This is a genomic window from Pseudomonas wayambapalatensis (assembly GCF_049942315.1).
GTDB classification, from domain to species: domain Bacteria; phylum Pseudomonadota; class Gammaproteobacteria; order Pseudomonadales; family Pseudomonadaceae; genus Aquipseudomonas; species Aquipseudomonas wayambapalatensis.
In genome coordinates, this window is sequence record NZ_JBNFMU010000137.1 from 1 (window position 1) to 17611 (window position 17611).

Below are 17611 nucleotides of genomic sequence, written 5' to 3' on the forward strand. Positions count from 1 at the left end.
AGGGTGTGATTGGATTTCGGGTGTGTTCTTTTCCGGTTTTTTGGGTTGTGTTGTCCTTTTCGCGGGCAAGCCCGCCCTTAAAGGGAGGGTATGGTTTGGGGGAGCGGTTTTCCCCGCGAAGAAGTCATCACCGAATCACCTGGCCAACACCACCAGCTTGCCCACCGCCTGCCGCTGCCCCAGCCGTTCGATAGCCGACCCGGCCTCGCCCAGCGCGTAGGTCTGCGACACCAGCGGTTTCAACTTGCCCTCGGCATGCCACGCAAACAGCTGACGGAAGTTGGCAACGTTGTCTTCTGGCTGGCGCTGGGCGAACGCGCCCCAGAACACCCCCAGCACTGCAGCGCCCTTGAGCAGCACCAGGTTGGCCGCCATCTGCGGAATGCTGCCGCTGGCAAAGCCCACCACCAGCAGCCGACCGTTCCAGGCCAGGCCTCGCACTGCCTGGTCGAACAGCTCGCCGCCGACCGGGTCGTAGATCACGTCCACACCCTGGCCGTTGGTCAGGCGCTTGATCTCTTCCTTGAGGCTGGCCTGGCTGTAGTCGATCAACTCATCCGCGCCGGCTGCCTTGGCCACGGCGAGCTTTTCGGCGCTGCTGGCCGCCGCGATGACCCGTGCACCCAACGCCTTGCCGATTTCCACCGCTGCCAGCCCGACGCCGCCTGATGCACCGAGCACCAGCAGGGTTTCGCCCGCCTTGAGCTGGCCACGCTGGGTAAGTGCGTGCATCGAGGTGCCGTAGGTCATGCCGAAGGCGGCCGCCGTGGTGAAATCCATACCTGCCGGAATGGGCAGCACATTGTAGTGAGGCACCGCGACCTGCTCGGCGAAGGCGCCCCAGCCGGTGAGGGCCATGACCCGGTCGCCGACCTTGAAAGCCCCGGCCTTCTCGCCGACTGCCGCCACCACGCCGGCCGCTTCGCCGCCGGGCGAGAAGGGCAGAGGCGGTTGGAACTGGTACTTGCCCTCGATGATCAGGGTGTCGGGGAAGTTGACCCCGGCGGCATGCACCTCGAGGAGGATCTCGTTCTTTTTCGGCACGGGGTCTGCGACCTCTTCCAGCACCAGGTCCCGTGCCGGGCCCAGGGTTTTGCACAACACAGCTTTCATCGGGCTATTCCTTTGCGGGTGATGGCCGATAAGTGTAGGAGGACGAAGGGGCGGGTCAACGAGCATGGCCTGCTCTGATAAGCCGGCATAAGCCTGGGCTTGGGTTTGAGCGACGCGCTGGGTAAGCTGGCGCCAATTGTATTGAGGAGCGATTTCGTGAAAGCGTGGATCTTGATGGTGCTGGCCTTGATGCTGCCGGTGGCGGCCATGGCCGAAGAGGGCAAGGAAGGGGAGCCAAAGGTTGCCTACATCAACCTGACCCCGCCTCTGGTCGGCAACTATGCCCTCGATGGCGGCCCCAGGCTGCGCGTCTACAAGGCCGACGTGGCCCTGCGCGTGACCGGCGATGCTGCCGCCGCGGCGGTCAAGCACCATGAGCCGCTGATCCGCAACCAGCTGGTGGCGCTGTTCACCCAGCAAGGCGTGGATAACATGAGCAATGTCGAAGCCAAGGAGGCGTTGCGTCAGGAAGCCTTGAAGCAGGTTCAGCAGGTGATGGAAACCGAAGAAGGCAAGCCGATCGTCGAGGACCTGCTGTTCAACAACCTGATCGTGCAGTGAGTTCCTCGGCGCGCTCCCGCACAGCGGCTGTCTGGATCACCTCGCCAGCGCGCAGATTGCCTGCCATTGCTCCGGGGTCACTGGCATCACCGACAGGCGGCTGCCTTTCTGCACCAGTGCAAGTGCTTCGAGCGCCGTCTGCTGCTTGAGCAAGCCGAGGCCAAGCACCTGGCCGAACGTGCGCACATGCTCGACATCCACTGCGCTCCAAGGGTTCTTCTCGGCACTGGCCTTGGCGTCGAAGTAGTGGCTTTGCGGGTCCAGCGCCGTCGGGTCGGGGTAGGCGCCGGCCTTGATCCGGGCGATCCCGGCGATACCCGGTTGCGGGCAACTGGAGTGGTAGAAGAAGAATTCGTCGCCTACGCTCATATCCCGCAGGAAATTGCGTGCCTGGTAGTTGCGCACCCCGTCCCAGCGCGCCTGGCCGAGGCGGGCCAAGCCTTCGATGGAAAGTTCGTCGGGCTCGGATTTCATCAGCCAATAGGCCATGGATGCTGCTCCTGACAAGGTTTGAAATAAGATGTTGCATCAAACCGACAGCCGGTTGGCGTCAACATTTGCGTGGCGCGTCACGTTGTCGGAAAATGCGCCGATTTTAAAGCTATACGCTCCGGTAGCACCAAGAAGGCTGCCGAGCCTGAACAGTTTGCCTAGGGGGGCAACGATGAACAAACGCAAACCGGACCTGCTGTGGATCCTGGCCTTCATCTTCGGTCTGGGTGTCGTCACCACCGGTTATGCGCAGGGTCTGTGGGAGCGAAAGCTCGACGCCGCCTATCAGGCGCCGGCCGTATCCGCCCAACAGCAGCGCTGAAGTTTCGCGGCGCGCGGCTTCACGCCGGCGCCAGATACCAGCCGCGGTCCGAGACCGTTCCGCGCAAGGGTACGTCCCAACTGGCCTGCGCCAGTCGTTCCACCTTCTGGCATTCATGTGCCAGCCCCAGCAGCAGCGGTTTCTTCCACGCCTTGCGCCGCCCCTGATAGGCCAGGCTGCGATCATAGAAGCCGCCGCCCATCCCCAGCCGTCCGCCCACTTCATCGAAACCCACCAGTGGCAGCAGGATCAGATCGAGCGACCAGACCGGCCGCTGACGCTTGCGCTCGATGACTGGTTCAGGGATGCGGAAGCGATTACGTCGCAGTTTTTCGCCCTGTTCGAAGCGTTGGAACACCATGCGCGTGCGTGGCCAGGCATGCAGCACCGGCAGGTAGGTGCGCTTGCCGCGCCGCTGGGCTTCGCGCAGCAACAGGCGCGGGTCGATCTCGCCGTCGTTGGGAAGGTACAGGGCGATATGCCGCGCGCGGCGAAACAGCGGGTGCTGGGCCAGTTGCCGGTACAGCCCGACGGCGGCCTGGCGTTGCTGGGCGGGCGTCAACGCGCGTCGTGCGTTGCGCAGCACGCGGCGAAGTTGCGGACGGGTGAGCGGCACGGTGTCGGTCATGGCACAGGCGATCCCGGATGCTGGCCGCCGACGGCGGCACAAACGAAATGCCCGCCGGTAAAGGCGGGCATTGAGAATTCAGGCTCCCCGACAAGACCGCTATCGGTGTAGCCCTTGAACCCGAAAGTTCAAGGTGGAGATTGCAGGAGGCGTTAAGGCTTTCCGTCGAGCGGACATGCACACCTGCCCCACGTGCAACCCCCGTGGTTGTGCGTATCGGCTCAGGGACATAACCGACTGGCGCATCCCCCAGGGAGTCGCGCCAGTATACCAATCTCAATCGTTTTTGCTAACCGCGTCGTCGGACAGCGCCTGGTCGACGCGCTCGAGCAGGTCGCGCACCTGTTCGCGGGTGGTGCCGCCGCTGGCGACGTCAGGGCGCTCCTGGCGGTGCAGCAGTTCATGGGTGATGTTCAACGCCGCCATCACCGCGATGCGGTCGGCGCCGATCACCTTGCCGCTGCTGCGGATCTCGCGCATCTTGCCGTCCAGGTAGCGCGCGGCACCCACCAGGTTGTTGCGTTCTTCCGGCGGGCAGATGATCGAGTATTCCTTGTCGAGAATCTGGACGGTGACGCTATTGCTTGAACTCATGAGTCTTGCTCCAGGGCCTTCAGACGCAAGATCATCGACTCGATCTTGTGCCGGGCGATCTCGTTCTTTTCGATGAGGTGGGCGCGCTCTTCGCGCCAGGATTTTTCCTGAGCTACTAGGAGTGCATTTTGCCGTTTTAGTTGCTCGACGCGCTCGATCAGCAACTCGAATCGGCTCATCAGCGCTTGCAGGTCATTGTCTTGCATGGGGTGCACTCGATCCGCTCCTTCGTCGATCGCCTGGCGATCATGCCTCTGCCCGAGCCGCGACGGCCAGCGCAGATGGTCTTGGCGCGCCTGCCGGTGCTAGGATACAAGGTCTTCATTCTAGTCATATGCGCCGTCTGGCGCCTAGCCGCCCATGCCCAATACCCAATCGCCTTACATCGCCTTCGCCATGCTGCTCTCCAGCAATGGCCATCCCGCCACTCCTGCCGAGCTGCACGGCCTGCTGATCGGTCGCAGTTGCGCCGGTGCCGGCTTCGATGCCGATGCCTGGCTGGCCGACGCCGCCCAACTGCTTGAGACCGAGCCCGGTGACACTGTCCGCAACGCCCTGATCGGCCTGCAGGAGATGGTCAAGGCCGAGCTGACCGGCGAAGACGTCGCCATCGTGCTGCTGCTGCCGACCGACGATGCCGCCCTGAGCGATCGCGCCACGGCGCTGGGCCAATGGTGCCAGGGCTTCATTACCGGTTTTGGCTTGAACGCCGGTGGCAAGGACCTGTCCACCGATGCCAAGGAAGTGCTCCAGGACCTGGTCGCCATCTCCCAGGTGCAAGAAGCGCTGGAAGAGTCCGAGGACGGCGAGAGCGACTACATGGAAGTCATGGAGTACCTGCGCGTCGCACCGCTGCTGCTGTACACGGAACTGGCCGCGCCTGTCGCGCCGGCGCCAAAACCATCGCTGCATTGATCGACCCGGGGGTCGTTTGCCCATGAGCCACATACCCAAGGCGGAGTACGCCCGTCGGCGCAAGGCGCTGATGGCGCAGATGGTCCCCGACAGCATCGCCATCCTGCCGGCGGCGGCGGTCGCGATTCGTAACCGTGACGTCGAGCACGTCTATCGCCAGGACAGCGACTTCCAGTACCTGAGCGGCTTCCCGGAACCCGAGGCGGTGATCGCCCTGATCCCCGGCCGCGAGCACGGCGAATACGTGCTGTTCTGCCGCGAGCGCAACCCCGAGCGTGAGCTCTGGGATGGTCTGCGTGCCGGCCAGGAGGGCGCGATACGCGACTTCGGCGCCGACGATGCCTTCCCGATCACCGACATCGACGAGATTCTCCCTGGCCTGATCGAAGGTCGCGAGCGGGTCTACAGCGCCATGGGCAGCAACCCCGAGTTCGATCGCCGGCTGATGGACTGGATCAATGTGATCCGCTCCAAGGCGCGCCTCGGTGCGCAACCGCCGAACGAGTTCGTTGCCCTGGATCATCTGCTGCACGACATGCGCCTGTATAAGTCGGCAGCGGAAGTGAAGGTAATGCGCGAGGCTGCGGCAATTTCCGCGCGCGCCCATGTGCGGGCCATGCAGGCCTGCCGCGCCGGTCTGCACGAATACAGCCTGGAGGCCGAACTGGACTACGAGTTCCGCAAGGGTGGCGCGAAGATGCCAGCGTACGGCTCGATCGTCGCCGCCGGGCGCAATGCCTGCATCCTGCACTATCAGCAGAACGATGCGCCGCTCAAGGACGGTGACCTGGTGCTGATCGACGCCGGTTGCGAGATCGACTGCTACGCCAGCGACATCACCCGCACCTTCCCGGTCAGCGGGCGGTTCTCGCCCGAGCAGAAGGCGATCTACGAACTGGTGCTCAAGGCCCAGGAAGCCGCCTTTGCCGAGATCGCGCCGGGCAAACACTGGAATCACGCCCATGAAGCGACGGTGCGCGTGATCACCCAAGGGCTGGTCGAGCTGGGGCTGCTCAAGGGTGAGGTGCAGGCGCTGATCGACAGCGAAGCCTACCGCGCGTTCTACATGCACCGCGCCGGACACTGGCTGGGCATGGATGTGCACGATGTGGGTGAATACAAGGTCGGCGGTCAGTGGCGGGTGCTCGAACCGGGCATGGCGCTGACTGTAGAGCCAGGTATCTACATCGCCGCCGACAACCAGAGCGTGGCGAAGAAGTGGCGCGGCATCGGGGTGCGGATCGAGGACGACGTGGTGGTCACCAGAAAGGGCTGTGAAATTCTCACTTCGGGTGTGCCGAAGACAGTCGACGAAATCGAGGCACTGATGCTCGACGCGCGCAAGGACGTGGCATGAGCCGGGTCAACCTGGCGATCATCGGCGGCGGCCTGGTCGGTGCCAGCCTCGCGCTGGCGCTGCAGGCCGGGGCCAAGGTGCGTGGCTGGAAGATCCTGCTGATCGAGCCGTTCGCCCCCGGCGACAGCTTCCAGCCCAGCTACGACGCACGTTCCTCGGCGCTGTCCTTCGGCACTCGGCAGATCTACGACCAGCTTGGCCTGTGGCAGGGCATCGAGCGCCGCGCCGAGCCGATTCGGCAGATCCAGGTGTCCGACCGCGGCCGCTTTGGCGCCACCCGGCTGGATGCCCAGGAAGAAGGTGTGCCTGCGCTGGGTTATGTGGTGGAGAACGCCTGGCTCGGCCAGTGCCTGTGGCAGGGGCTGGACAGCGAGGTGGTGAGCTGGCGCTGCCCGGCCGAAGTCAGGGCCATGCAGCCCGTCGAGGGCGGTTATCGCCTGCAACTCGACGATGACACCAGCCTTGAGTGCGACCTGGCGATTCTCGCCGATGGCGGCCGCTCCGGCCTGCGCGAGCAGTTGGGCATTCATGTGCGCCGCACGCCCTATGACCAGAGCGCGCTGATCGCCAACATCTCTCCAGGCGAGGCCCATCGTGGCCAGGCCTTCGAACGATTCACCGAACAAGGCCCGATGGCCTTGCTGCCACTGCCGGAAAACCGCTGCGCGCTGGTCTGGACACGCCAGGGCATGGACGCGCGGCGTCTGGCCGATATCGACGAGCGCGCCTTCCTGCGCGAACTGCAGGACGCGTTCGGCTACCGCCTCGGCGCTCTGCGCCAGGTCGGCGCACGGCATCTCTACCCGTTGGCGCTGGTCGAAGCCGAGGAGCAGGTACGCCCGCACCTGGTGGTGCTAGGCAACGCGGCGCACAGCCTGCATCCGATCGCAGGCCAGGGCTTCAACCTGTCGCTGCGTGACGTGCAGGCGCTGGCCGAGGCCCTGCTCGCAGGCCCGCAGCAGCCGGGCGACCTGGCAACGTTGCAGGGCTATCGCCAGCGCCAACGCCTGGACCAGAGTCTGACCATCGGCTTCTCCGACCAGGTCACCCGCCTGTTCGGCAGCGCCCAACCGCTGTTGGCCGCCGGGCGCAACCTCGGCCTGCTGGGGCTGGACCTGCTGCCGCCGGCCAAGAGCTGGTTCGCCCGCCAGGCCATGGGCCTGGGAACCCGCCCCGACCCGCGAGGCCGCGCATGAAAGACGCCCGCAAGCTCGCGCGCCGGGCCCGCATGCTGCGCTGGTTGCTGAATTTCTACCCGCCCTACCTGGGGGCCGGTATCCGCGTGCAGCACATCAGCCCCGACATGCGCAGCGTCAAGGTGCGCATGAACCTGACCCGCTGGAACCGCAACTACGTCGGCACCCAGTTCGGTGGCAGCCTCTACTCGATGGTCGATCCGTTCTACATGCTGTTGCTGATCGAGCAGCTGGGCCGCGAGTACATCGTCTGGGACAAGGCCGCCAGCATCGACTTCATCGCACCGGGCAAGGGCCCGGTGTTCGCCGAATTCCACATCGACGACGCACTGCTGGACGACATCCGCCAGCAGACGGCCGGTGGCAAGAAGTGCCTGCCGCGTCTGCAGGTCGATATCCGCGACGGCGCCGGCGAGCTGGTGGCGCGGGTCGACAAAACCCTATACGTGCGGCTCAAGCCGCAAGCGAGGCAGGCGTAAGGCATGGACATGCGCGCGGATCTGTTGATTGTCGGTGCCGGTATGGTCGGCAGCGCCCTGGCCCTGGCGTTGCGCCACAGTGGCCTGCAGGTGCTGCTGCTCGATGGCGGGCCGCTGTCGGTCAAGCCTTTCGATGACGCCGCGCCCTTCGAGCCGCGGGTCAGTGCCCTGTCGGCCGCCAGCCAGCGCATTCTCGAGCGTCTTGGCGCCTGGGACGGCATTGCCGGGCGCCGCGTGACGCCCTATTCGGACATGCAGGTCTGGGACGGTAGCGGCACCGGTCAGATTCATTTTTCAGCCGCCAGTGTGCATGCCCAGGTGCTCGGCCACATCGTCGAGAACCGTGTGGTGCAGGACGGCCTGCTGGACCGTCTGCACGACAGTGACGTCGGGCTGCTGCCCAATGCGCGGCTGGAACAGCTGCGCCGCTCTGGCGATGAGTGGCTGGTGACCCTGTCCGATGGCCGTCGCCTGCGTGCGCCGCTGGTGGTCGCTGCCGATGGCGCCAATTCGGCGGTGCGGCGCCTGGCGGGCTGCGAGACGCGCGAGTGGGATTACCTGCACCACGCCATCGTCACCAGCGTGCGCTGCAGCGAGGCGCACCGCGCCACGGCCTGGCAGCGCTTCACCGACGAAGGTCCGCTGGCCTTTCTGCCGTTGTCGCGCGATGACGGCCAGCACTGGTGTTCGATCGTCTGGTCCACCACCCCTGAGCAGGCCGAGCAGGCCATGGCGCTGGATGATGCGGCGTTCTGCCAGGCACTGGAGCGCGCCTTCGAAGGCCGCCTGGGCCAGGTGCTGCATGCCGACCGCCGCGTCTGCGTGCCGCTGCGCCAGCGTCATGCCAAGCGCTATGTGGAAGAAGGCCTGGTGCTGATCGGCGATGCGGCCCACACCATTCACCCCCTGGCGGGGCAGGGCGTCAACCTGGGCTTTCTCGATGCGGCAGTGCTGGCCGAGGAACTGGTGCACGCGTGCGAGCGTGGCGAGCGTCTGGCCGATGTGAGGGTGTTGAGTCGCTACGAGCGCCGACGCATGCCGCACAACCTTGCCCTGATGGCGGCGATGGAGGGCTTCGAGCGCCTGTTCCAGGCCAACCCGCTGCCGCTGCGCTGGCTGCGCAATACCGGGTTGAAGCTGGTGGAAGGGATGCCTGAGGCCAAGGCGGTGTTCGTGCGCCAGGCCTTGGGGTTGAGCGGCGACCTGCCAGACCTGGCCAAGGCTTGAGGGCCCTATCGCGGGGCAAGCCCGCTCCTGCAGGTACATCACCTGCCTGAAGAGCGGGGTGGTCCTAGAGGGGCGGGCTTGCCCCGCGATTGCTTTGCAACATCTGGTAACGCCTCCAAGGGTGAGTGGGAAAATGGGATTCACTACCATTTGCACCTCTCTAACCCCGAGGAGCATCCACCATGTCGCCCCGCAAGCCCCTACTGGCCGCCCTGGCCCTGACCTTGTTTGCCGGTTCCGTCCAGGCGGCAGATGATGAAGTGGTGGTGTACTCCTCGCGCATCGACGAGCTGATCAAGCCGGTATTCGATGCCTACACCGCCAAGACCGGGGTGAAGATCAAGTTCATCACCGACAAGGAAGCGCCGCTGATGCAGCGCATCAAGGCCGAGGGCCAGAACGGCGTCGCCGACCTGCTGCTCACCGTGGATGCCGGCAACCTCTGGCAGGCCGAGCAGATGGGCATTCTGCAGCCGATCAAGTCGGACATCATCGACAAGAACATTCCGCCGCAGTACCGCGCTTCGTCCCACGACTGGACCGGCCTGAGCCTGCGTGCGCGGACCATCATCTACTCCACCGAGCGGGTCAAGCCCTCGGAGCTGAGCACCTACGAAGCCCTGGCCGACAAGCAGTGGGAAGGCCGCCTGTGCCTGCGCACCGCAAAGAAGGTCTACAACCAGTCGCTGACCGCCACCCTGATCGAGACCCACGGCGAGGCCGAGACCGAGAAGCTGGTCAAGGGCTGGGTCAGCAACCTGTCCACCGATGTGTTCTCCGACGACAACGCCGTGATTCAGGCCGTTGCCGCAGGGCAATGCGACGTGGGTGTGGTCAACACCTACTACTACGGGCGCCTGCACAAGGCCGACCCGAAGCTGCCGGTGAAGATCTTCTGGCCCAACCAGGGCGACCGTGGCGTGCACGTCAACCTCTCGGGCATCGGCCTGACCAAGCATGCCCCGCACCCGGAAGCGGCGAAGAAACTGGTCGAGTGGATGACGGGCGAGGAAGCGCAGAAACTGTTCGCCGACATCAACCAGGAGTTCCCGGCCAACCCCAAGGTCAAGCCGTCGGATGAAGTCGCGGCCTGGGGCAGCTTCAAGGCCGACAGCCTGCCGGTGGAAGTGGCGGGCAAGCGCCAGGCCGAAGCCATTCGCCTGATGGATCGGGCTGGCTGGAACTGAGTTTCAGCGCTTATCCTTTCGGGGCCGTTCAAGGCCCCTTCGCAGTTGAAGCCACTCCCAGACGTTGAGAGTGGCTTTGGCCGCGAACGACCGCACAGCGGTCGCAACCTGCAACCGAGATACCTGTCTTGCCCCACTCCCCCCAACGCCGCTGGTACCTTCCGGTCAGCCTTGTCGCCGCCCTGGTGCTCCTGCCCCTGAGCGTACTGGTGCTGTCGTGGCAGTCGATCGACACGCAGATCTGGTCGCACCTGCTCGACACCCAGATGAGCCGCCTGCTGGGCAACACCCTGACCCTGGTGCTGGGCGTGGGTGTCGGCGTCACCGTGCTGGGGGTCAGCCTGGCCTGGCTCACCAGCCTCTGCGAGTTTCCCGGCCGACGCTGGCTCGACTGGGCACTGATGCTGCCCTTTGCCATTCCCGCCTATGTACTGGCCTTCGTCTTCGTCGGCCTGCTGGACTTCTCAGGCCCGGTGCAGAGTGCCTTGCGCGAAGTGTTCGGGCCGATGCGCCTGCCCCGGGTACGTTCGACCGGTGGGGTCATCATCGTGCTGGTGCTGGTGTTCTATCCCTATGTCTACCTGCTGGCGCGCACCGCCTTCCTGGCCCAGGGCAAGGGCTTGATGGAGGCCGCGAGGGTGCTGGGGCTGTCGCCGCTACAGGCGTTCTGGCGGGTGGCGCTGCCGATGGCGCGGCCGGCCATCGGCGCGGGCATCGCCCTGGCGTTGATGGAAACGCTGGCGGACTTCGGTGCGGTATCGGTGTTCAACTTCGACACCTTCACCACTGCCATCTACAAGACCTGGTATGGGTTCTTCAGCCTGTCCGGTGCGGCGCAACTGGCCAGCCTGTTGTTGCTGGTCGTGATGCTGGTGCTCTATGGCGAACGCCGCGCCCGTGGCGCCAGCCGCAGCGGCAACGAGCGCCCGCGCGGGCAGGCGCTCTATCATCTGCGCGGGCTCAAGGCGCTGGCGGCCAGTGGCTGGTGCCTGCTGGTGTTCGCCTGCGCCTTCGTCATTCCGCTGCTGCAGTTGCTGGCGTGGTTCTGGCAGCGTGGCCGACATGACCTGGACGAACGCTATGGCGCATTGATCCTGCACACCCTGTACCTGGGCGCGATGGCGGCGTTGATCACCGTCAGCGTGGCACTGTTGCTGGCCTTCGCCCGGCGTCAGGCGCCCACGCCATCGATTCGTGCCGGCGTCGGCTTGGCCAACCTGGGCTACGCCTTGCCCGGCTCGGTGCTCGCGGTATCGATCATGCTGGCGTTCAGCTATCTGGACAATCAACTGGTGATCCCGCTTTCCACCTGGCTGGGCGGGGCCGGCAAGCCGCTGTTGCTGGGCAGTGTGGCTGCGCTGTTACTGGCTTATCTGGTGCGCTTCATCGCGGTGGCCTACGGGCCGCTGGAAAGCAGTCTGGAGCGGATCCGCCCGTCGCTGCCGGAGGCTTCTCGCAGCCTCGGCGTGGCCGGGCCGAGATTGTTTTTCAAGGTGTATCTACCGCTGCTGGTCCCGGGTGCGCTCAGTGCCGCGTTACTGGTGTTTGTCGATGTGCTGAAAGAGATGCCGGCCACCCTTTTGATGCGGCCGTTCGGCTGGGACACCCTGGCCGTGCGGGTGTTCGAGATGACCAGCGAGGGCGAATGGGCGCGCGCCTCGCTGCCGGCCCTGACCCTGGTGCTGGTGGGGCTTTTGCCGGTCATCGGCCTGATCCGCCGCTCCGCCTCTCGTCCTGGGCATCCTCGCTGAGGGTGCCAGTCCCCGCCCTTGCGGCTACAATGCGCGGCATTCGTAGAGGTGGGTCCTACAAGATCAGGTGCTGATTCAACAGCGCCGACCGCCTCTGCTTCGCCACGCCCGGAAGGAGAAACCCATGGGACAGCGCACGCCCCTGTACGACCTGCACCTGGCGCTTGGCGCCAAGACGGTCGATTTCGGCGGTTGGGACATGCCCCTGCATTACGGCTCTCAGGTCGAAGAACATCATCAGGTCCGCAGTGATTGCGGCGTCTTCGACGTTTCCCACATGACAGTCATCGACATCGACGGTGCCGACGCCACCCCCTGGCTACGGCGCCTGCTGGCCAACGACGTGGCCCGCCTCGAAAGCCCCGGCAAAGCCCTCTACAGCCCGTTGCTCAATGAGCAGGGCAAGGTCATCGACGACCTGATCGCCTACCGCACCGAAGACGGCTATCGACTGGTGGCCAATGCTGCCACCCGCGACAAGGTACTGGCCTGGTTGAACGCGCAGAGCGAAGGCTTTGCCGTCGGTATCGAGGTCCGCCCCGATCTTGCGATCCTCGCCATCCAAGGGCCCCAGGCCCGCGAGAAGGTCGCCGCACTGCTCAGTGCTGCGCGTGCCGCGCTGATTCGCGAGCTGCGCCCGTTCGAGGGCGTCGGCGAAGGCGACTGGTTCATTGCCCGCACCGGCTACACTGGCGAAGACGGGTTGGAAATCATCTTGCCAGGCGATCAGGCCGCAACGTTCTTCTACGATCTGGTCGGCGCCGGCATTGCCCCCAGCGGCCTTGGCGCTCGTGACACGCTGCGCCTGGAAGCCGGCATGAACCTGTACGGCCAGGATATCGACGAAGCCCACACACCGCTGACCTCCAACCTGGGTTGGAGCATCGCCTGGGAGCCAGCCGAGCGCGATTTCATCGGCCGCAGCGGCCTGCTGGCGGAAATCGAGCGTGGTGTGCAGGACAAACTGGTCGGCCTGGTCCTGGAGGAGCGCGGCGTTCTGCGTGCCCACCAGATAGTTCGTGTTGCCGGTATTGGCGAAGGAGAGATCACCAGTGGTAGTTTCTCCCCTACGCTAAGCAAGTCCATTGCCTTGGCGCGCGTGCCCATCGCCACTGGCGACCGCGCCGAAGTAGAGATTCGCGGCAAGTGGTATCCGGTGCGGGTGGTCAAACCGACCTTCGTGCGCCACGGCAAGACCCTGATCTGAACACTCAATTACCGGCGGTAGACCGCTGAGCCAACCGAGGAATACGACACATGAGCAATATCCCCGCCGACCTGCGTTTTGCTGAAAGTCATGAATGGGCGCGCCTGGAAGCCGACGGCACCGTGACCGTGGGTATCAGCGATCACGCCCAGGAAGCTCTGGGTGATGTGGTGTTCGTCGAACTGGCCGAAGTCGGCAAGGTGTTCGCCGCGGGCGACGCTGCGGGGGTGGTCGAGTCGGTCAAGGCCGCATCCGACATCTACGCCCCGGTCGGCGGCGAAGTCATCGCCGTCAACGAGGAGCTGGCCGAAAGCCCTGAGCTGCTCAATGAAGCGCCCTACGAATCGTGGATCTTCAAGCTCAAGCCAAGCGACAAGGCCGAGCTGGACAAACTGCTGGACGCGGCGGGCTACAAGGCTGCCATCGGCGAGTGATGGCGTGCGGGAAGGGGCTGCCTGGCAGCCCCGATGACCCTAGTCCAACGCAACGCCCAAGGCCTGTGCACAGGCTTGCAGCGAACGTCGTTCGCTCTGGGCGTACAGCGCCAGTTCGTCCTGCACCTTGAGCCCCAGCGCTGCCTCGAAGGCATCGCGGTTGGCATTGCTGCCATAGTCAGCCTGGGCATCGTCGCCAAGGTTCGACTGGAAGATCCCTGCGGCACTGACCGGCAGGAAGTCCTCGTACACCAGCGCCTCGAAATGCACATGCCCAGCGTCGATCAGGCCTTGTAGCGTGGACGGTCGATCCTGGCGATCTCGCTCGGCCAGGCCTTTTTCGGTGGCGAAGTAACGGAAGTAGGCCAGCCCCTGCTCGCGCATCTGCGTCAGATCATCCGGGAATTCGGCAAAGTGCTGCGCCAGCAGCGTCTTGTAGTGCTCGGCATTGGTTTCGGCCGGCACCCCGTTGAGGGCGGCTCGGGTAGCGTCGAGCAGGCGGTCGTAGAGCGCACGGCCTTTGGGGGTCAGCGCCGCACCCCGTTGCTCGATTTCGCCGAAGCGCGCGGTGTGGCTGCCCTGGGCATCGCTGAACGCGACCTTTTCCTGCAATGCCTTGAAGCTGGTCTGACGCAGCAGTATCGGGTGGCGCCGGGTGGGTGGGCCTTCGACCACGGCTTTGGGCGGAATGCCTTTGGCCGGCATGCCGACCTGGATTGCATCGATGTCCAGGGTGCGTGGGGTCAGGTGATTGATATGCGGGCCCTTGAAGGCCACCACATCGGCGATCAGGCGGTGCTGGTCGTGCAGTTGCTGGTACTGTTCGGCGGTGACCGTGGCCTGCTGGTGCCAGCGGAAGGTGTGCAGCGCCTCCTGTACGAAGGTTTCGGCATCGGCCGCGCTCAGGCCGCCGTCGCGTTCGCACTGAGCGATCAGCTCCAGCACGCGCGGGGTGAAGATCTGGCGCTTGGCCAGGATGTCCTGGGCCAATGCGCGCAGGGGCGGGTTATCGATCAGCTCCAGGCGCAGCAGCGAGGTGAACACGCGGAACGGGCTGATGTGCAGCGCCTGTTCGTGCACCGCGCGAAAGGCGGTGGAGTGCACCGGAACCCCAGCCGAGCTCAGGTCGTAGTAGCCAACCGGCTCCATGCCCATGACGGCGAACAGGCGGGCGATGGTCGCCAGCTCTTCGGCGGTGCCGACACGGATCGCGCCATGGCGCTCCTGATCCAGGCGTTCGACTTCACCGGTCCAGCGCAGGGCCTGGGCGACTTCAGGCTGCTGGGCCATGACCTGCTGGTTGATTTCGCTCACCAGCGCCAGCAGCGTGCCGTAGAGCGGCACTTCCTGTTTGTACATGAGCGACATGGCGGCAGAGAACTGCGCGCGGATGTTGTCGGGGCTGACGAAATCGTGGGCGGGCATCGCTAGCTTCCTGAAGGTCAGTAGATACCCTTACATGAAAGCGGGGAATGGACTTTGTCCACAAGCGAAAAAAAGTGTGAGGGTCATTCCTTTTGCTATTGAATTTGCCGGCCCTATCGCTCCAACGCATCACCCCGGCAACTGCGCGCGAATCCATTCCACCAACGCCCGCACCTTCGGCACCTCCGCCGCATGTTCGGCGAACGCCAGGTAGTGCTTGCCATTGCTCGGCATCGCATGGTTCCAGGCCACTACCAGGCTGCCTTCGGCCAATTCCTTGGCCGCCAGATAGCGCGGCACCAGGGCCACGCCGCAGCCGGACTGTGCGGCGCTGAGCGCCATGTAGAAGGTATCGAAGCGCGGACCATGGTAGCTGTTGTCGGTGTGCAGCCCCTGTTCCAGGAACCATTCATGCCAGGCCTCCGGCCGCGAGGTGCTTTGCAGCAGCACCTGCCTGGCCACCGCACCGGGGCCGTCCAGCTCTTGTCCGCCCAGCAGCTCCGGGGCGCACACCGGCACCACCTCTTCGCCGAACAGTTCTACGCAGGTCGCACCCGGCCAGGTGCCCTGGCCGAAAAAGAACACCACGTCGGCCGAGCCCTGCAGCAGGGCGAAGGGCTCCATCTCGTTGCGGATGTCCAGGTGGATGTTGGGGTGGCGTTTGCCAAAGCCCTTGAGCCGAGGAATCAACCATCGCACGCCAAAACTCGGTTGAGTGGCTACTTTCAATACTTCGGTCTGTTCGCCATAGGTGAGGACATAGCGGCTGGACATATCCACCTGGGTGAGGATCTTGTTGACCTCGGCCAGGTACAGCGCACCCGCCGGCGTGAGCTGCAGGCGCCGGCGGATGCGCAGGAACAGGTGGTGACGCAGCATCTCTTCGAGCTGTGCCACCTGCTTGCTGACGGCGCTCTGGGTCAGGTGCAGCTCTTCGGCGGCGCGGGTGAAGTTCAGGTGACGGGCGGCGGCCTCGAAGCACTGCAAGGCTGTCATCGACGGAACCAGGCGTTTGGACATGGCACTCTCTAGGGCTGCGATACCATTCCGCAGGGGAATGATAAGAGGAATAAAGGTCGTTTGTTGCAGCTATGTAATCGGATTAATACTGATCCCCATCACCTTTTCAACCCTTCACCCGATGTAGGAGAAGCACAATGGTTGCTGCATTGCTCGAGCGCCTCGGCGTCGCCGCCGCGGATCACACCCAGGGCGACTACCCTGTTCACACGCCGATCGACGGCAGCCAGATCGCCTCGGTGAAATTGCTCGGCAAGGCCGAGACCATCGCGCGCATCGACCAGGCGCAAGCAGCCTTCGAAGCCTGGCGCAACGTGCCGGCCCCGCGTCGCGGCGAGCTGGTGCGTCTGTTTGGTGAAGTGCTGCGTGCGCACAAGGCTGACCTTGGCGAGCTGGTGTCCATCGAAGCCGGCAAGATCACCCAGGAAGGCCTGGGCGAAGTGCAGGAGATGATCGACATCTGCGACTTCGCCGTCGGCCTGTCGCGTCAACTCTACGGCCTGACCATCGCCTCCGAACGTCCGGGCCACCATATGCGTGAATCCTGGCATCCGCTGGGCGTGGTCGGGGTGATCAGTGCCTTCAACTTCCCGGTTGCGGTATGGGCATGGAACACCACGCTGGCGCTGGTAGCCGGCAACTCGGTGGTGTGGAAACCTTCGGAAAAGACCCCGCTGACCGCACTGGCCTGCCAGGCGCTGTTCGAGAAGGCCCTGAAAGCCTTTGGTGAGGCGCCGCAGGGCCTCAGCCAACTGGTGATCGGCGGGCGTGAAGCCGGTGAAGCCCTGGTCGATGACCCGCGTGTACCGCTGGTCAGCGCTACCGGCAGCACCCGCATGGGCCGTGAAGTGGGCCCGCGGGTTGCGGCGCGCTTCGGTCGCAGCATCCTCGAACTGGGCGGCAACAACGCCATGATCCTCGCCCCGAGCGCCGACCTCGACCTGGCCGTGCGCGGCATCCTGTTCTCGGCCGTGGGCACCGCTGGCCAACGCTGCACCACGCTGCGCCGGCTGATCGTCCACCGCTCGATCAAGGACGAAGTGGTCGCCCGTGTCAAAGCCGCCTACGGCAAGGTGCGCATCGGCGACCCGCGCAAAGACAACCTGGTCGGCCCGCTGATCGACAAGCTGTCGTTCGACGCCATGCAGGGCGCGCTGGCCAAGGCGCGCGACGAGGGTGGGCAGGTCTTCGGTGGCGAGCGCCAATTGGCCGACCAGTACCCCAATGCCTACTACGTATCGCCCGCCATCGCCGAGATGCCGGCACAGAGCGAGGTGGTGCGCCACGAAACCTTCGCGCCGATCCTCTACGTGCTGGCCTACGATGACTTCGAAGAGGCCCTGCGCCTGAACAACGAAGTGCCACAGGGCCTGTCGTCGTGCATCTTCACCACCGACATCCGCGAGGCCGAGCGCTTCCAGAGCGCCTCGGGCAGTGATTGCGGTATCGCCAACGTGAACATCGGCACCAGCGGCGCGGAAATCGGCGGCGCGTTCGGTGGCGAGAAAGAGACGGGTGGTGGCCGTGAGTCCGGTTCGGACGCATGGAAGGGCTACATGCGCCGTCAGACCAATACCGTGAACTACTCGCGTGAGCTGCCGCTCGCGCAGGGCATCGTGTTCGACTGAGGTGAATGGCCGGGGGCTTTGGCCCCCGGTTCGCGGGACAAGTCGGGGCGCCGAACCGCCGCTCCTACAGGGATC

At 64.9% G+C, this 17611-nt stretch carries 19 protein-coding genes and 1 other RNA gene; 12 read left to right on the forward strand and 8 right to left on the reverse strand.

What is annotated here, in order from left to right; translation table 11 throughout:
• Positions 1 to 135: 135 nt before the first annotated feature.
• Positions 136 to 1113: an NADPH:quinone oxidoreductase family protein gene (locus ACPZMI_RS08295; protein ID WP_186669881.1), complete on the reverse strand. Its 978-nt coding sequence runs from the start codon at positions 1111 to 1113 to the stop codon at positions 136 to 138.
• A gap of 156 nt (positions 1114 to 1269) precedes the next feature.
• Here ACPZMI_RS08295 and ACPZMI_RS08300 point away from each other — a divergent pair, with 156 nt between their 5' ends.
• A complete protein-coding gene (locus ACPZMI_RS08300) occupies positions 1270 to 1674 on the forward strand; it encodes a flagellar basal body-associated protein FliL (RefSeq protein ID WP_186669879.1) in 405 nt (134 codons plus the stop codon).
• 36 nt (positions 1675 to 1710) lie between these two features.
• Here the strand turns inward: ACPZMI_RS08300 and ACPZMI_RS08305 are convergent, their stop codons facing one another.
• Positions 1711 to 2163: an EVE domain-containing protein gene (locus tag ACPZMI_RS08305; RefSeq protein ID WP_186669877.1), complete on the reverse strand. Its 453-nt coding sequence runs from the start codon at positions 2161 to 2163 to the stop codon at positions 1711 to 1713.
• A gap of 175 nt (positions 2164 to 2338) precedes the next feature.
• Between ACPZMI_RS08305 and ACPZMI_RS08310 the strand changes: the two genes are divergently transcribed.
• A complete protein-coding gene (locus tag ACPZMI_RS08310) occupies positions 2339 to 2488 on the forward strand; it encodes a hypothetical protein (protein ID WP_172964797.1) in 150 nt (49 codons plus the stop codon).
• 19 nt (positions 2489 to 2507) lie between these two features.
• On the opposite strand, the gene ACPZMI_RS08315 is transcribed toward ACPZMI_RS08310, so the two are convergent.
• The 4 genes from ACPZMI_RS08315 to ACPZMI_RS08330 form a co-directional block, all read right to left on the reverse strand.
• Positions 2508 to 3116 carry a 5-formyltetrahydrofolate cyclo-ligase gene (locus tag ACPZMI_RS08315; protein ID WP_054894086.1) on the reverse strand — a complete coding sequence of 203 codons (609 nt, stop codon included), beginning with the start codon at positions 3114 to 3116 and terminating at the stop codon, positions 2508 to 2510.
• An 80-nt stretch (positions 3117 to 3196) separates the two neighbouring features.
• A non-coding RNA gene (gene ssrS, locus ACPZMI_RS08320) (6S RNA) lies at positions 3197 to 3375 on the reverse strand.
• A gap of 17 nt (positions 3376 to 3392) precedes the next feature.
• The gene (locus ACPZMI_RS08325) at positions 3393 to 3710 is read right to left on the reverse strand and encodes a cell division protein ZapA (protein ID WP_054894085.1); all 318 of its coding nucleotides are present in this window, start codon (positions 3708 to 3710) and stop codon (positions 3393 to 3395) included.
• Positions 3707 to 3916: a TIGR02449 family protein gene (locus tag ACPZMI_RS08330; RefSeq protein ID WP_054894084.1), complete on the reverse strand. Its 210-nt coding sequence runs from the start codon at positions 3914 to 3916 to the stop codon at positions 3707 to 3709. The genes ACPZMI_RS08325 and ACPZMI_RS08330 overlap by 4 nt, the downstream gene beginning before the upstream one ends.
• Positions 3917 to 4070: 154 nt before the next feature.
• Here ACPZMI_RS08330 and ACPZMI_RS08335 point away from each other — a divergent pair, with 154 nt between their 5' ends.
• The 9 genes from ACPZMI_RS08335 (at position 4071) to gcvH (ending at position 13463) form a co-directional block, all read left to right on the forward strand.
• Positions 4071 to 4625 carry a YecA/YgfB family protein gene (locus ACPZMI_RS08335; protein ID WP_186669875.1) on the forward strand — a complete coding sequence of 185 codons (555 nt, stop codon included), beginning with the start codon at positions 4071 to 4073 and terminating at the stop codon, positions 4623 to 4625.
• Between the two features lie 22 nt (positions 4626 to 4647).
• Complete coding sequence (gene pepP, locus ACPZMI_RS08340) at positions 4648 to 5982, forward strand: Xaa-Pro aminopeptidase (RefSeq protein WP_054894082.1); 1335 nt, start codon at positions 4648 to 4650, stop codon at positions 5980 to 5982.
• On the forward strand, positions 5979 to 7178 hold the full coding sequence (gene ubiH, locus ACPZMI_RS08345; protein WP_186709954.1) for a 2-octaprenyl-6-methoxyphenyl hydroxylase: 1200 nt from the start codon (positions 5979 to 5981) through the stop codon (positions 7176 to 7178). Before pepP ends, ubiH begins: the two co-directional genes overlap by 4 nt.
• Positions 7175 to 7657, forward strand: a complete 483-nt coding sequence (locus ACPZMI_RS08350; protein ID WP_054894080.1) for a DUF4442 domain-containing protein — start codon at positions 7175 to 7177, stop codon at positions 7655 to 7657. Before ubiH ends, ACPZMI_RS08350 begins: the two co-directional genes overlap by 4 nt.
• A gap of 9 nt (positions 7658 to 7666) precedes the next feature.
• Positions 7667 to 8884 carry a 2-octaprenyl-3-methyl-6-methoxy-1,4-benzoquinol hydroxylase gene (locus tag ACPZMI_RS08355; RefSeq protein ID WP_411384432.1) on the forward strand — a complete coding sequence of 406 codons (1218 nt, stop codon included), beginning with the start codon at positions 7667 to 7669 and terminating at the stop codon, positions 8882 to 8884.
• A gap of 182 nt (positions 8885 to 9066) precedes the next feature.
• The gene (locus tag ACPZMI_RS08360; protein WP_186669871.1) at positions 9067 to 10071 is read left to right on the forward strand and encodes an extracellular solute-binding protein; all 1005 of its coding nucleotides are present in this window, start codon (positions 9067 to 9069) and stop codon (positions 10069 to 10071) included.
• A 128-nt stretch (positions 10072 to 10199) separates the two neighbouring features.
• Positions 10200 to 11822 carry an ABC transporter permease gene (locus ACPZMI_RS08365; protein WP_426352027.1) on the forward strand — a complete coding sequence of 541 codons (1623 nt, stop codon included), beginning with the start codon at positions 10200 to 10202 and terminating at the stop codon, positions 11820 to 11822.
• Positions 11823 to 11946: 124 nt separating this feature from the next.
• Positions 11947 to 13029, forward strand: a complete 1083-nt coding sequence (gene gcvT, locus ACPZMI_RS08370) for a glycine cleavage system aminomethyltransferase GcvT (protein WP_186669867.1) — start codon at positions 11947 to 11949, stop codon at positions 13027 to 13029.
• Positions 13030 to 13079: 50 nt separating this feature from the next.
• Complete coding sequence (gene gcvH / locus ACPZMI_RS08375; RefSeq protein ID WP_186709948.1) at positions 13080 to 13463, forward strand: glycine cleavage system protein GcvH; 384 nt, start codon at positions 13080 to 13082, stop codon at positions 13461 to 13463.
• A gap of 39 nt (positions 13464 to 13502) precedes the next feature.
• On the opposite strand, the gene hglS is transcribed toward gcvH, so the two are convergent.
• Both hglS and ACPZMI_RS08385 read right to left on the reverse strand, forming a co-directional pair.
• A complete protein-coding gene (hglS, locus tag ACPZMI_RS08380) occupies positions 13503 to 14888 on the reverse strand; it encodes a 2-oxoadipate dioxygenase/decarboxylase HglS (RefSeq protein WP_426352028.1) in 1386 nt (461 codons plus the stop codon).
• 129 nt (positions 14889 to 15017) lie between these two features.
• Complete coding sequence (locus ACPZMI_RS08385) at positions 15018 to 15908, reverse strand: LysR family transcriptional regulator (protein WP_186669864.1); 891 nt, start codon at positions 15906 to 15908, stop codon at positions 15018 to 15020.
• A 137-nt stretch (positions 15909 to 16045) separates the two neighbouring features.
• Between ACPZMI_RS08385 and amaB the strand changes: the two genes are divergently transcribed.
• Entirely contained in the window at positions 16046 to 17536 is a 1491-nt protein-coding gene (gene amaB, locus ACPZMI_RS08390) for an L-piperidine-6-carboxylate dehydrogenase (RefSeq protein ID WP_288377586.1), read from the forward strand.
• Positions 17537 to 17611 lie beyond the last annotated feature (75 nt).

Bases quoted from the DNA above. Each gene is read 5' to 3' on its own strand.
- ACPZMI_RS08295 (WP_186669881.1), bottom strand. From the start codon at position 1,113: ATGAAAGCTGTGTTGTGCAAAACCCTGGGCCCGGCACGGGACCTGGTG.
- ACPZMI_RS08305 (WP_186669877.1), bottom strand. From the start codon at position 2,163: ATGGCCTATTGGCTGATGAAATCCGAGCCCGACGAACTTTCCATCGAA.
- ACPZMI_RS08310 (WP_172964797.1), top strand. From the start codon at position 2,339: ATGAACAAACGCAAACCGGACCTGCTGTGGATCCTGGCCTTCATCTTC.
- ACPZMI_RS08315 (WP_054894086.1), bottom strand. From the start codon at position 3,116: ATGACCGACACCGTGCCGCTCACCCGTCCGCAACTTCGCCGCGTGCTG.
- ACPZMI_RS08325 (WP_054894085.1), bottom strand. From the start codon at position 3,710: ATGAGTTCAAGCAATAGCGTCACCGTCCAGATTCTCGACAAGGAATAC.
- ACPZMI_RS08330 (WP_054894084.1), bottom strand. From the start codon at position 3,916: ATGCAAGACAATGACCTGCAAGCGCTGATGAGCCGATTCGAGTTGCTG.
- ACPZMI_RS08335 (WP_186669875.1), top strand. From the start codon at position 4,071: ATGCCCAATACCCAATCGCCTTACATCGCCTTCGCCATGCTGCTCTCC.
- pepP (WP_054894082.1), top strand. From the start codon at position 4,648: ATGAGCCACATACCCAAGGCGGAGTACGCCCGTCGGCGCAAGGCGCTG.
- ubiH (WP_186709954.1), top strand. From the start codon at position 5,979: ATGAGCCGGGTCAACCTGGCGATCATCGGCGGCGGCCTGGTCGGTGCC.
- ACPZMI_RS08350 (WP_054894080.1), top strand. From the start codon at position 7,175: ATGAAAGACGCCCGCAAGCTCGCGCGCCGGGCCCGCATGCTGCGCTGG.
- ACPZMI_RS08355 (WP_411384432.1), top strand. From the start codon at position 7,667: ATGCGCGCGGATCTGTTGATTGTCGGTGCCGGTATGGTCGGCAGCGCC.
- ACPZMI_RS08360 (WP_186669871.1), top strand. From the start codon at position 9,067: ATGTCGCCCCGCAAGCCCCTACTGGCCGCCCTGGCCCTGACCTTGTTT.
- gcvT (WP_186669867.1), top strand. From the start codon at position 11,947: ATGGGACAGCGCACGCCCCTGTACGACCTGCACCTGGCGCTTGGCGCC.
- gcvH (WP_186709948.1), top strand. From the start codon at position 13,080: ATGAGCAATATCCCCGCCGACCTGCGTTTTGCTGAAAGTCATGAATGG.
- hglS (WP_426352028.1), bottom strand. From the start codon at position 14,888: ATGCCCGCCCACGATTTCGTCAGCCCCGACAACATCCGCGCGCAGTTC.
- ACPZMI_RS08385 (WP_186669864.1), bottom strand. From the start codon at position 15,908: ATGTCCAAACGCCTGGTTCCGTCGATGACAGCCTTGCAGTGCTTCGAG.
- amaB (WP_288377586.1), top strand. From the start codon at position 16,046: ATGGTTGCTGCATTGCTCGAGCGCCTCGGCGTCGCCGCCGCGGATCAC.